The sequence below is a fragment of the Sedimentibacter sp. B4 genome (assembly GCF_000309315.1).
Taxonomy (GTDB): Bacteria; Bacillota; Clostridia; order Tissierellales; family Sedimentibacteraceae; genus Sedimentibacter; species Sedimentibacter saalensis.
The window spans coordinates 199,772-213,503 of sequence record NZ_CANG01000955.1; the positions used below are offsets into that span (position 1 = coordinate 199,772).

19 protein-coding genes are annotated in these 13,732 nt (G+C 30.9%); all 19 read right to left on the reverse strand.

Translation table 11 applies throughout. The annotated features are described in order from the left end of the window. Window positions 1-246 precede the first annotated feature (246 nt). Complete coding sequence (locus BN358_RS18990) at window positions 247-834, reverse strand: AAA family ATPase (protein WP_019230111.1); 588 nt, start codon at window positions 832-834, stop codon at window positions 247-249. 123 nt (window positions 835-957) lie between these two features. Further along, complete coding sequence (locus BN358_RS18995; protein WP_019230112.1) at window positions 958-1,179, reverse strand: hypothetical protein; 222 nt, start codon at window positions 1,177-1,179, stop codon at window positions 958-960. A 97-nt stretch (window positions 1,180-1,276) separates the two neighbouring features. Beyond that, window positions 1,277-2,302: a S66 peptidase family protein gene (locus BN358_RS19000; RefSeq protein WP_019230113.1), complete on the reverse strand. Its 1,026-nt coding sequence runs from the start codon at window positions 2,300-2,302 to the stop codon at window positions 1,277-1,279. A 159-nt stretch (window positions 2,303-2,461) separates the two neighbouring features. Continuing rightward, entirely contained in the window at window positions 2,462-2,812 is a 351-nt protein-coding gene (locus tag BN358_RS19005) for a tRNA-binding protein (protein WP_019230114.1), read from the reverse strand. Between the two features lie 39 nt (window positions 2,813-2,851). After that, window positions 2,852-3,118 carry a hypothetical protein gene (locus tag BN358_RS19010; RefSeq protein WP_157593563.1) on the reverse strand — a complete coding sequence of 89 codons (267 nt, stop codon included), beginning with the start codon at window positions 3,116-3,118 and terminating at the stop codon, window positions 2,852-2,854. A 329-nt stretch (window positions 3,119-3,447) separates the two neighbouring features. After that, the gene (locus BN358_RS19015; protein ID WP_019230116.1) at window positions 3,448-3,975 is read right to left on the reverse strand and encodes a GNAT family N-acetyltransferase; all 528 of its coding nucleotides are present in this window, start codon (window positions 3,973-3,975) and stop codon (window positions 3,448-3,450) included. 74 nt (window positions 3,976-4,049) lie between these two features. Next, complete coding sequence (locus tag BN358_RS19020) at window positions 4,050-4,313, reverse strand: hypothetical protein (protein ID WP_019230117.1); 264 nt, start codon at window positions 4,311-4,313, stop codon at window positions 4,050-4,052. Between the two features lie 322 nt (window positions 4,314-4,635). Beyond that, window positions 4,636-5,181 (reverse strand): hypothetical protein, encoded by a 546-nt coding sequence (locus BN358_RS19030; RefSeq protein ID WP_019230119.1) that lies wholly within the window; start codon window positions 5,179-5,181, stop codon window positions 4,636-4,638. Window positions 5,182-5,226: 45 nt separating this feature from the next. Continuing rightward, window positions 5,227-6,183, reverse strand: a complete 957-nt coding sequence (locus BN358_RS19035) for an NAD-dependent epimerase/dehydratase family protein (protein ID WP_157593564.1) — start codon at window positions 6,181-6,183, stop codon at window positions 5,227-5,229. A gap of 146 nt (window positions 6,184-6,329) precedes the next feature. Next, window positions 6,330-6,665, reverse strand: a complete 336-nt coding sequence (locus BN358_RS19040; RefSeq protein WP_019230121.1) for a DUF6054 family protein — start codon at window positions 6,663-6,665, stop codon at window positions 6,330-6,332. Window positions 6,666-6,748: 83 nt separating this feature from the next. Then, window positions 6,749-7,171: a glyoxalase/bleomycin resistance/extradiol dioxygenase family protein gene (locus tag BN358_RS19045; protein ID WP_019230122.1), complete on the reverse strand. Its 423-nt coding sequence runs from the start codon at window positions 7,169-7,171 to the stop codon at window positions 6,749-6,751. Between the two features lie 228 nt (window positions 7,172-7,399). Next, entirely contained in the window at window positions 7,400-8,035 is a 636-nt protein-coding gene (locus BN358_RS19050) for a GNAT family N-acetyltransferase (RefSeq protein WP_198018521.1), read from the reverse strand. Between the two features lie 71 nt (window positions 8,036-8,106). After that, a complete protein-coding gene (locus tag BN358_RS19055) occupies window positions 8,107-8,844 on the reverse strand; it encodes a hypothetical protein (RefSeq protein ID WP_019230124.1) in 738 nt (245 codons plus the stop codon). A gap of 66 nt (window positions 8,845-8,910) precedes the next feature. Further along, entirely contained in the window at window positions 8,911-9,663 is a 753-nt protein-coding gene (locus tag BN358_RS19060; protein ID WP_019230125.1) for a hypothetical protein, read from the reverse strand. Window positions 9,664-10,049: 386 nt separating this feature from the next. Continuing rightward, window positions 10,050-10,502: a GNAT family N-acetyltransferase gene (locus tag BN358_RS19065; protein ID WP_019230127.1), complete on the reverse strand. Its 453-nt coding sequence runs from the start codon at window positions 10,500-10,502 to the stop codon at window positions 10,050-10,052. Between the two features lie 152 nt (window positions 10,503-10,654). Further along, window positions 10,655-11,446, reverse strand: coding sequence for a GNAT family N-acetyltransferase (locus tag BN358_RS19070; RefSeq protein ID WP_019230128.1), 792 nt, complete (start codon window positions 11,444-11,446; stop codon window positions 10,655-10,657). 91 nt (window positions 11,447-11,537) lie between these two features. After that, window positions 11,538-12,053 (reverse strand): 2'-5' RNA ligase family protein, encoded by a 516-nt coding sequence (locus tag BN358_RS19075; RefSeq protein WP_019230129.1) that lies wholly within the window; start codon window positions 12,051-12,053, stop codon window positions 11,538-11,540. Window positions 12,054-12,126: 73 nt separating this feature from the next. Continuing rightward, window positions 12,127-13,017, reverse strand: a complete 891-nt coding sequence (locus BN358_RS22605; RefSeq protein WP_019230130.1) for a hypothetical protein — start codon at window positions 13,015-13,017, stop codon at window positions 12,127-12,129. Between the two features lie 191 nt (window positions 13,018-13,208). Next, window positions 13,209-13,673, reverse strand: a complete 465-nt coding sequence (locus BN358_RS19085; RefSeq protein WP_019230131.1) for an HD domain-containing protein — start codon at window positions 13,671-13,673, stop codon at window positions 13,209-13,211. Window positions 13,674-13,732: the final 59 nt, after the last annotated feature.

Consider the following 13,732-nt stretch of genomic DNA (forward strand, 5'->3'; position numbering starts at 1 on the left):
CCCTATAAAATATTTATTGTACATTGATTTGCAAGGCACTTACACTTCTTTTAATTTTAACAAGTTTATATGAAGTATATTTTCAAAAGTTTTAAATACTGATCATATAATAGTTTTTCTTGGTAATCAGTAGATAAGATATTATATGCTACAGGTCCGGCAGATTTATTTCAGAAAACTCTTTACCATAGTAATAAAAAAGACATATAATAAGAATTATTCGACATAATTGATATAATCTCTTAATTATCGTATATGTCTTATTAATGTTATTGCTCTATCAATTCCCTTTTTCAAAAATGTTCTTTTGTCTGGTAAAATGGTTAATCCACTTCTTTTTGCAATTTCTTCAACGACATAGTCAATACTTCTATTATCTGTTATGATTTTTTCTTCAGTAATTTCAGTATCAAAAGCTTGAATACACCGATCAATTTGAGATTTTGTCCAAGTTTCACCTCGTTCAAGTCGTTTGTTCAATCGTTTTAATATTATTTCTTTGTTAGCATACAATATATAATGCTTTAGAATTATGCCTTCATCTATAAGTTTTTGGATTATTTCTTTATAATATTGATGATTATTGATGGTCATGGGCACAATAATTATACCCGAATATTCTGTGGCAATATATTTTAACATTTCATAATTAAATGATCGCCATTGTCCATGATCTTGAAAATCAGTCTTTTGAATCTTTTTTGGTGTATTATTGCGAATAAAATATCCGATATTTTCAGGATCATAGACAAAAGAATTGGGAAGTCTTCTATTTAATTCGAAAGCACATGTCGTTTTTCCAGAACCAAATGCACCGTTTAACCAAATAATCACTTTTTCATCCTCCTTCAGATACAATTTTATTTAACATAATACTACTATTGCGACGTTATAACCAAACATTACGACATAACAACTGAAAAATTATGCTGACTACTATATAAATTGGAATTTGTACTATTCATTTTCTTTGTTTTGTTCTTCAAGTTTTGTTAGTCTTTTTTCTAAATCCTCAATTTTAGATTCTTGATTTGTAAATATTGTAATAATGACTGTAATTACAAATGCTACAAAAACAAGCAATGCCAAACCGTTTTCCGAAATCAGTCCTCCAATAATTAGTAAGAAAACATAACTTAAAATGATACATATAACAAAAGTTCTTAAAAATGATTTCATCGCAAATTCTCCCTTTAATAATTCAAATTCCTATTTATTTGCTTTTAACATTTTGAAAATATCTGTCAACCTTCTCTTTATAAATGCATGCATTTAATTAAATTACTCCTGATTCAAGAATTGAAAAACTATTATTCTCACAATTTATTTCAGACATTACACCATATGGTAAAATACATGTAGGCGAACTATGGCCAAAATTCAGGCCATATAATATAGGTAAAGAAGTTATCGAATATTTGTTATTTATTATATTTAACATTTTTGTTTTATGCTCATCGATACCTATGTTCTCATTTAATTTACCAATAACAATACCTTTTAATAATTGTAATGCTCCAATCTTTCCTAACCAGTCTATAAATGCTTGAAGTTTTTCAGGAGAAAAAAATTCAGGTATATCCTCAATAAATAAAATTGTATCTTTGAAGTCATCTTTAATGAGTTCAATTGATGTTCCAACTAACTCCATTATTCCTGTATGCCCGCCTATTAAACGGCCACAAGACTTTCCTTGTCCCTGAATTATTGAATATCCATTATTTATATAATATTTTCTTTTTGATAATCTGTTTGAATAGTCAACTTTTTCATAAGTCCAATTTTCTGAAGGTTCTATCAATCCAATTGGAGAAGGGTCAAATAATACTTTTTGAAACCATCTCTTACTGTATGTGTGAATTTCAGGTGTTTCAGCAATATTGGTTAATAAATTATCGCCATAAAAAGTAGACAACCCTAATTTATAACATAAAATATGTACGTTTAGAACATCTGAATATCCAATGAAAATTTTAGGATTATTTTTTATTACATTTTGATTTATGAAAGGCAGAATTTTGATACTATCATTACCACCAATATTTGATATGATTGCTTTTACTTTAGGATTTTTAAATGCCCAAATTAAATCTTCAGCACGTGCCTGTGGATTTTTTGCTAAATACTCGCTTCCTCTTAGTGAGTTTGGCGCAGAAACAACATTCAATCCGAATAAATCCTTTAGTCTATTAACTCCAAGGTGATACTTCCAATTAATATTATAATCCCCCGCCCAACCATTAGAAGGGCTTACAGTTGCAATGGTATCACCATAACATAAGTGTCTTGGTTTTATTAACATATTATTTCACCTTATTAAAGCTTTTCTTTGTTTTATAGAATTGTTAATGTTAGCACCCAAATTAATTACCAACCTATTGCGCAAAAAATATTAATAACTTTTATATTAGACGAGATAACCAAAGGATTTGTTACACAATTTTACACTTAAATTGAAATATTATCCAACCCTTGTGCCATTAGGCACTGTTTTTTCGGGTTGAGCCAATACAGGGACAATACCATCTGCATATCCAATGTCAAATAACATTCCTTCAGAAAGTTCTCCAGCCATTTTCTTAGGGGCCAGGTTAACAACAAATAAAGCCTGCTGTCCTTCTATTTCTTTTGGATTTTCTCTTTCACCTTTCATTCCAACTAATATGGTCCTCATAAAATCACCAAAGTCGACTGAAAGTTTAACTAATTTATTCGAACTTTTAATGTCCTCAACTGATATTATTGTTCCTACTCTAATATCAATCTTATCAAGTTCATCTAATGTAATATTTGGCTTTACTGAAGCATTCATTGTATTTTCCTCCTACGTATATTCCTAAATTATTACAAATTATTCTGATACTTCATTAATTTCATCAATAATAATATTTAATATGTCTTTAATTTGTTCAATATTTTCTGCATTATTAACTCCTGAAACACCAATTGCATTGTCTGAAAAAAACATATTTTGCAAATCCTTTTGTTGTTTATCAATTACAATGGCTACTTGATGAATTTTTTCTTCATCTATCAATCTGCCACTTGTTATGTCATTAATGAATACCGATATCTTCCAGATGTATTCTTCATAAATAAGATTATCTGAGCTAAGCAATTTCCGAAATTCATACCTATTTCATTTAAGCGGCTACTTTCTTTGCCAATTAAAGTAAAATACAATTCTTTCTCATCCAAGTTATAATCATAATCCATAAGTTCGTCTGATATTCTATGGAGTGAATTGTTTAGATTTATTAATTCACTCCATGTTATTGAATCTATAATATCGTTTGATCGTTCAAGTTGATTATTCAAGTTGAAACTTCTGTAAGCAAAAAAACGGTAGATAAACATAGCAACAATGTGATACCGATTAGTTTTTTATTCATAATCCCTCCTTTTATAAGCAATAAACTCAATAGTCAATTATTTACAAATAGAAATTTACAAATGTATCCAGTATCTTTCGAGATATACATTATCAGGCTCACAATAAATTGTACTTTCATATTCGCCATTGTTAGCCAGGATGGTACGTTTGCTACCTTCGTTTCCTTGAATGCACGTTATTAGAACATCCTTAAGCCCATATGCTTTACAAACTTCAAGACATTCAGCCAGCATATGCTTAGCGTAGCCTTTTCTTCTTTCATTAGGGCGTACCGAATATCCGATATGACCACCATATTTTTCAAGAAATTCGTTGAAATAATGTCTAAATTGAATCATACCAACTATTTTATTGCCTGCTTCACGAACATAAATGAATTGTTCACATGGAACCCAATTTTCAGGTGCACTTTCTTCATTTTCACATTTTTTATTAAATTCCAGCCATTCCTCAATATTTTCCATACGCCTCAATGGACCTGTCCCATCCATAGAGCTGTCAGCCTCTAGCATTTCTTTACGAAAGGCTTCAATATCACCTTCATAATTAAAATTCGGCTTAATTAAAACGAATTTATCCATAATACCCCCGATTTCTTGAATTCAGATTTTAGACTATTTTTTTATTAATTAATGTATCATTTGTATTTTTTTATCTATTTGTTCTTTTGTTTAATATATAACTTGTAAATAAACGAAATTATTAAATAAGCTATTAATATATTAATTAAAAGTTCAATCAAATTAAGGCTGCTAGAATTCAATAATGAAGAACTTGATGTATTGTTAATATAAATTTTCCAAAATCGTAATGGAAATCCACATTTCATAGCTAAGCCATCTATTTGATATGGTACTATGTAAGTTAAAACTACAACTATCCATGCTGACCAATTGAAAAGTTTTCTATCAAATTTCATAAAACCCTCCTCACTCTTTTTATGCAAATTCATATAATTTTACTGATGCGACGTAATTTATAAGTCATGCAAATTAACATAATATAAAAATTATAAAACACATCAACTTCACTAATTACTTGAGAGTCTCTTTCTAAAAAATAATGTGCATTGGCTGCTTGCCTTGGTGTAAATTTATAGCCACTAATATATAAATATAGCACTAATACCAAAAATACTATGGATATGAAACGAGCCTTTGCTTTCACATTATTAATCTCCTTTCAACGGTACAATCAAATAAGCAAAATTTTAATCTGTATAATTTTCCTATTCTTAAATGTCACTGCAGCTCTAATGTTGGTTCAAATTTTTTTTGTTTTTTCGCTAAATAGATGCTGTCAATTACATCAACTGCAAAAACAATCTGAAATATGCAATGAATAGCAAATTGTTTTGCGGTAATCTTCTTGCTTCTGCGCAAAACAGTCAGTTTGGCTATGATGTGTGCAGACGTTCCAAGCATTGAGAAATAAGTGTATGCAATAATAAAAGGAATTATTGGCCAAACTATTATGGCAATATGGAATACGGCTGAAGCAAGCACCCAACATGCAAAATTAACAATATAGAATGGGATAAGCCATAATTTAAAGACCATAACAGTTCTAAACGAAAGGCACTGTTGTTGCACAACAGAACGCATTGCCCCTACAATATTTATGATTACTATCCCACAGACCACAAGCATGAATACGAATGGCATTGATAGAGCAGCAAGTGTCGAAGAACCCTGCAAATTTTGCGTTGAAATTAAATAAAACGAAATAAAAAGAGATATCGGTACAAAATAGACAAATACTATGAGCATCATTAATATTTTCTTCATCACTACACCTCATACATAAAATAAAATATAAATATATCTTAAGGATTATCTGGCGGTGACTGATTCTATATAATAGTCTATCAACTCATATATCCAATCTTTTAGATTACTGAACTTAAATCCTAATTTTTCAGCCCTTTTTGTATTAATACTGTATTCAGATTCACAATTATATGGTGCTTTTTCTCCATCTTCCGGTAAGACAGCCTCTTTTCCTGTTCTTTCTGTAACATACTTCAATATTTCTCTTATAGAAATAGTTTCATACGAACTTCCATTAATAGGACCTGAAAAATCCTTGTCAGCAAGAAATGCCATAAATAAACCCGCCTCATCTGATCGGATAAATCCCATCTGACAATCAATATTATCAATATACATTGGCATTCCTTTTATAACATGTTCTACATAAAAATATAACCTTTTCGTATAATCGTCTTGTCCAATAACAAAGGGATATCTTACTGCAATTGCATTTATATCATTATATTTCTGCCATAATGCATGCTCAGCCTGTCGTTTGGCTTCATCATATGGGAAATCTATTCTTGAACACCAAATTAGTTCTTTATTCTTGGGGTCAAAGTCATCTTCCTTTGTGTCCCAATGCTTTTCATAAACTGCTGTGCTGGACATCAATATATATTTATTGCATTTTATAACATCCAATAAATATTTTACATCATTTGAGCAATAGGCTAGTTTATCATATACAATATCAAAAAACTTGCCTGATAATGATTCCTTCACACTGGCAGCATCCGTCCTGTTAAAGATAATTCTCGAAACCTTATCCCCATAATTATCTTTTGCAATGCCTCTCGTTGCAATGGTTACATTATGTCCCTGTTCCAACAACTCTTTAATAAGATAAATCCCGAAGTATTTTGTCCCGCCTATAACCAAAATGTTCATAAAAATCCTCTCAATAGTTTTACATGGTTTAGTTCCATTTTTTTCTGCAGCTATGTAGTTAGGTACTTTTAGCTCTCTTAATTTCACAGCTTTAATTAAATTCCGATCATTCTTTTATGATATCAAATTAATCCTCTTCACATTATACCCCCAATAAGTTGTTACTTTTAACAATAGAAATTTCTATATCATTTATTTTTATAACATTTATCTACATAAATTATTTCATATATTTATTCTAATTCATCTATGCAATATCTAACGATGTCTACCAATTCATCTTCAGCTCCCAAACTGAAGTTAAAAATTACTCCTTGTCCACCGCCTGCTCCAATAGCTGAAATAAAAATATCATTGCCATGACCAACTACTGTTAAACTTAAACTAGCCCTGCTTGAGTTTCGCATGAAATATTTATCATATACACGAACTGCTATATATGAATCTCCTGAACTGTAGTTGCTTTCATCAACTAAATTCATTGAAAAACCACTATTCATAATTTCATTTTCAAGTTTGTTTATTATTTCCTGAAAATTACCTATTAATTTCTTTTCATACTTTGCCATAATTGACCTCCATAAATACACATATTACGTACTATACACCTATTCCGGCACCAAATCTAAAATCCTTAAATCCTAGCAATGATTCATCTCTCGGTTTGCTCAGTCATCAATTCCCACCGCATGCCAAATTTATCAATCAGGGAAACAAAGCAGGAGCTGTATGTCGTATTTGTCATAGGAGTAATCAAGGTAGCACCATCTTTAATTATTTCATAGGCTTTCTTAACGTCCGCTGCCATCTCAAATGTGACTACTAGGGACAATGTATTCCCAGCGGGAATCGTATCATCTAACAAATCAGAAAGGAACATCCGTTGATTTCCGATATAAATTTCCGCATGATATACTAATTCTTTATGACTTTCATCCTTTACCTGATAATCCTGCGGGTTTGCATCAGAATTAAAAAGCAATTCTTTTACTTCCGCTCCAAAAGCTTGTCTGTATAGTTCAATAGCTTGCTTGCATTGACATCTAAAATGAAAATTCGGTGTCGCTTTTAACATTTTTTTATCTCCTCCTGCCACACAATTTATAAATTCCCACAGTTCAAAACTACCCGACAAATTCCTATTTATTGGTTTTTAACAAATATCGCATATCGCATTTAATTACTTATGCGACGCAATATGTGAAATACGCAATAATATAAAATTATAAATGATCAATTTTCATGCCAAAAACTCTGTATAATTTTGTGAGTTGTAACTTATTATCATACCACTAAATGAAACTCACTGTATAATAGAATGGCTGTAAATATAAAATTCTTCCTGACTAGGTTCGAATTTCTTCTCCATTTTTTCCAGACTTTCATCAAAACACTCGGCTTCTTGTTCGTTTATATTCATCACAGGGCTTTCATAATAAAACCATTTTCTTCCGTCCAACACACCCTGCTTCAGTTCTTTTACCATCATTGCTGATGGGCATGTTCCATTCTCATGACATATATTGTACTTTTTACAGCTTTTAAATCCACGGCTTACATAATTATATGGGTTTCCGTATATTACAATCACGTCATATCCAAGTTCAGCCGCTTTTTCAAAAGAATGCTCCATAAGCATTTTACCGTAGCCCATTCTTTGGTATTCATGCATAATGCAAACCGGACCGAAGGTGAGAATTTCTTTTTCTTCCCCAGACTCATCAACCAGTTTTGCCTTTGTATACATGATATTCCCGATAATCTGATTATCTGCTTCAATCACCAGATCCAACTCAGGCAGAAAATCCTTGTGGGATCGCATAACATGAACTAAGTAGTGTTCAATGCACCCCGGAATATATAAATTCCAAAAAGCATTCCTTGTGATTTCTTCTACTTTCTTATAATCTGTTTCTTCTTCAATCCTAATCTTAATCATTTTTTCCATTTGTAAACCTCCTATAAATTAGCTAAAGAATTTAAATCATACCACGCGACGAGGGAGTGCTCCTAAAAATCAGTTTTTAACCCGCCCGCTCCATTTTCATCAATAAGCGGCTGACCATCCTTAAAAAATGCAATTGTTCTATTATCGCTTGTTTTTATTTCTAACGAAATATATTCTTCGGTGATGTTAATCGTCTCTTGTATCATATCCTTAACACTTCTGATGTCATTGGAGGAAGAATCGACGGTTATTATTATCCATAACGGACAGGAAGGACAATAATTTGAAATATCGTAGTCGCCGGACAGCTTATATATATCATTCAAATCTGTTGTTTCCTGATAAAACTTACTGTAATTTAAGGCTTTTATCGGTATCTGATTTGCTTCCATAATATCTTGCAGTAAGTTTGTCAGCTCAAGCGCACCCTGTTTTTCTTCTAAAACATCATAATTTTGTACCATATTATACTCTTTGGAATACTCGTTAAACGTCAAGAAGACATAGGAATCTAATTTTTTTGAAAATGCCCTGAATGTTTTTACGTTATGTTCTGGTATTGTCTCATCTTTGCCATCATAAAAAGTGGTCCCATCTAAAATAAATTCATGTGTTTCGATTCGTTGGGGGATTATTTCTATATTTATCAATTCGATGTCAGTAACTCTATCTTTTGTTTTGGAATTCATATATGACTTAACGTCTCTTATTTCACCTGTGCCTTTATCGTCCTCTAAATCACAGCCAGCCAAAACAAATATCAAAATACATAATAACGTGAAGATAGCTATTTTTTTCATCATACACTCCTTTGATAAGCTGCCCGATAAATTCTTATTAGTCGGTTTTTATTTTGTACCACTATATTAATAATTTATATTTTTAATAAATATATCAATATGATCTTTATTATTATAATACTTATATCCGCTCATAAAGTAGTACTTGTCTTCATTTATTTCTATATAAGATTTATATCTTGGGTCGATCTCATCAATATGAACTTCAAAATTAACTGTAGAATTTGTTCCATTAAGTTCATTAGTTAATTCATAATCTACTAAAATGAAACCAGATATTACATCATATTCCGCATGTCCCCCACATTTTATTTCACTTTCATTAATTTCAAAAAGAATTTGGTTGTTCTCTATTTTCCAATTTCCACTTAGATAATTAATTCTATTATTATATTCTTCGGCATCTTCTTTTGTATCATAGCCATAACCAGAACCATAATACTTGAAACTGTTGTCTTCAAAAAATATGAGTATCTTTGAATAAGTGGCTCCTAATGTGGGCCCACCAAACTGGAGAACACTGTTTGTCAGTATTTCCTCATCACTAAGACCATAATCTACTATGGTATATTCCCCTCTATGATTAATTGTTTTACCTATATTGATTTTTTCTTCATATATTTCTTTAGTTGAAAGTTTCTCGTCTTTCACCCATTCGTCATTATTAAAGGTAAAACTGTTTAGTGCATGTTCAGTTCCTTTCCTAATAAATGTATATTTGGGATCAGGACATTCTGCATACTCAAAATCAATTATAAAGGCATTATTACTCCAATTCCCGCCAATTACTTTTACATAATTTTTATTACTTTTATACAAGACAAAAGTACCATCGCTATTAGCAACCAGAATATCATTATTTTGCTTGTTTTTATATGCTATGTTAACTTGGATAGGTCGGAGTGATTTATACTACCATTTTCCATATCCGTAGCAGTATACATTTCATTAGAACGGCTTATAATTAAATAAATACTTAAACATATTAAAACGATCGACAAAAAAGCCTTATTCATATTCCCTCCTATTTTACATCACATATTCATTATAATTTCAAATGATAACTGATTAAACTATATAACAGGTAATATCTGCAATTTTTATTGATTCCATAAGCAATTCTCCATATTATATTTAATGAAAGTTCCAAACAATTTACTTCACAATATTCTACTGATTAAAATATTTGAAGAATATGCAACATGCTATACCTCCACAGAATATATACGAGAACTCTCTCCCCATGGATGATAGCCTGTACCAATATATTTAAATCCATACTTTTCATAATATCCGACATGGTCTGTGCAGAGGTATAAGTAAGAAAAGTTCCCTATTCTCGCATCTATTTTAGCCTGTTCTAACAAAAGCGAACCATAGGCATTTCCTCTGTATTCTTTCTCAATGTATAAAGCACATACCCAAGGATATAAATCCATACGGCTAATGAAATCATTTGTTATTAGACCAGCACAACCAATTATCTCATCTCTATTCAGCAACAGATACCATTGTGGCAATGGGCTGGAAGTAGTAATGCAGTTTGTAATACAGTCATCGTAGACTTTCATGCTATTTGTAGATGCCCATTTGCTTTGAAAATATTTTATTGCTTTATATTTATATTCAGGGGACTTCTTTATAGATATGACTTCCATTTCATAACACCTTTCTGCTATTCAAACGTTCTTTTATTTGTGTTATTCTACTACTTCGACATTATATGAATCTTCCTATAATATATTAGACGAGAAAAACAAAGGATTTGTTACACAATTTTACATTTTATAGTAGTTACTAATTCAATTAGTTAAGATTGTATAGTTTCTCCAATAATTTTCATTGCATCATTAATATCGATAGCAGCCATTTCGACCCATGCAGTTCTATAACCACTCTTAATAGCATTATTTTTTGAGGGAATATTTGACCATGCCGTACAATAAAACGGTACCTTTTCACGGTCTATGATTTCATCAGTTAATATCTTCGTAAGTGTTGTCGCTACACCCAATCTTCTATACTCAGGTAATACATCAATTCCTACATTATACATTGTATTACTATAATTGCTTGCTCCAGCAACACCAACAATTTTTCCATCAATATATCCGACAGCAGCCAAAACATCCTTCTTACTTCTGTCATTGCCATATCCCAATGCCATATGGAATCGGGTATCTTTGTATAAAAAAGGAACCTCATCTTCTGATAAAACTTTTACATCAAAATTATTATTAATTTCTACTTGCTTTTCTATATCTGGCAAGAAGAATTCTGCAATATGACATACACATTTACCATGTTTTTCAAGTTCTTTGTTAAGTAAAATTAATTGTGGTGTATCAAAACAAGTGTAACCTGGATGTCTAGAAATAAATTCACTAATGAACTCACTAATTCGTTCGTCTACTGACGCAACTAATCCTCCACCGTAATATGCAAGACTGCAAAAATGTGGTTTTTTATAGCACTTTTTTGCTTCTTCATTTAATTTTGATATTACAACTGTATTTCCCCTATTTATAAAATCTTGTATGGAGCAATTAAAATCTATAGCCGATTGCTCCATAGCAATTCTCAATATTTCTTTATTATTCATATTCAACCCCATAATTTATTAATAGTTAAAAGAAAGTAGTCCGTCTAATCTTAATGCAACCCATTTAATCAACTATGCAAATTAGAATTCGTCAATTTAGTTCATGTTCTATTATGATAATTGATTCCTCATGCTCACCGATCATTTCAACAGATATCTTGTTAATTACAGTACTAAATTTATCATTATATTTATTTACATCATCATATGCTTTATCAAGCAACTCCATAGAAGATACTTTTCCAACTGTCATATGTGGAACATAATCTAAACCTGCATCAAATTGCTTTAGTTTATCTTTATACAGCCTATCATGAATATTTTTAATTACATCCATACCTTCTACTACATTTAAAAATAAATAATTCCCATATTTGTTTTTATGCTTACTGAATCCTTCTAGTTCAATCTTAAATGGATTTATGTCACCCAATGACCCAATTAAATGCAATTTAAGTTCCTCATTAGTCAACTCGCTATCAAAAGGAAAGACCAAAGTAATGTGTGGCAGCACTAAATTTGCCAATGGATCATATTTTTTACGGATATCATTGATAACATCAATATTATCAAATTCAGGAAAAATCATAATAGTTCTTGCTCCCATAACCACACCTCCTCTACAAATTGGAATTTTGTCTTAGAATCAAAAGCTCCCGTTCGATTATCTAAAATGGAGCTTACATTAGTGCTTCTGCAACAAACGACCAAATATCCAACACCTTCAAAGCATCTTTATTACTATCGCCGTCATAAAATTTATCATAAGTATGAAACTCATCAAATTGATGGTCTAGGTCCAATGCAATATATTGTGGAATAAATCCAAATTGTAGCAATTCTCTCCGCAAAAACTCACACGAAGAATCTAATTTATTTTTCCCAATTTCGTCTTTTTTTGAAAATAATCTATGGAATAATTCGTCAAATTCATATACTTCATCTATGTTAGTAAATTTAGTAACTTTGCCTATATTCTTATGATAACTTTTTTCAATCATTACAGAATGAAAACTTGTAAGCTGAAAACATTCCAATAATGTAAGTCTGAGTTTTTCTAAATCTTCTTCATAATTAAAAAGATTATTAAATGGAGTAACATATGAATAATACTCTCGTTTATATTTGAAGTTAATAAATAAAGCATCGATATCTCTTGTCATTATATCGTTTTTTGAATTACCAAACGCACTTATAAATACATTTATAATATTTCTATGTGTAATACTCAATAACTTGTTAATATCAGATTCGACATCTAAAAATATACTTGAATATATAGCATGAAATAAAGAATAATACAAGCAAAAATAATATGAAGAAAAACATTTCATCTCCAAATTTTTCTTTGCTTCAATAAAAAAAGTTGCAGATGAAAAAATCTCACGTAGAGCCTTTCTACATCGTAAATCCCATTCAATCGCAATTAAACTCTTCTCTTCACTTTTAAAAATTTCAGCATATTTCTTCATCCACTTATTATAATATTTCTTTTGATCATCTGAAATCTTTAATTTTGAATCCAGTCTATTAAACCCAAATCTATAACTTGAAAAATCCGCAAAAGACATATTACGCTATCTCCTTATCTATCACTTAGCTACGCATTAAAATTATACTATCATCAATATGCTTATACTGCATATTTCTACTAAAATTTCCTCCAAACTTCTCACTTCTTTTTAAAACCAGTGTATCGACAAATTCCTATTTGTCTGAGTCTGCAGACTGGAATTTGAACGCTATGCATTATACTTATACCCTACATTAAACCGAACTCTGATTTGAGAGCTTCATACCTTTGTTTTTCATGTTCGGCAACATTAAATAGAGGGTTGTATAAGCAATGCTGCAAAACATCTGCATCAACTAACACCTCATCAAAAGATGAATGTTTACTGCCCTTACTACTATGGTTATATATTGCATTGCAAATCGTAACAATCTCATCATCAGTAAAAATTTGCAGCGAGGATAATATCTCCCTTGCCATAGCAGCTCCTTTATGTGCATGATCTTTTGTATCCATAGTTGAATACGAGTAAATATCATGAAGCGTACCAGCTATTGTCGCCAATTCAGTGTTTTCTCTTCTCTTTGAGGCAATCAGTGTACATGCCTGTGAAACGCCATACAAATGTAAATAGCCGCATCTGCGTTCGGTAGTATCTGACATATGCAACAGTACAGTATCTACATATTCTCGAACTTTTTCAATTCTATTCATGTATTGTTCTCCTTCATGGTATATGAATAATCCTTGGTTCAAAACTGCTCTACAAATTG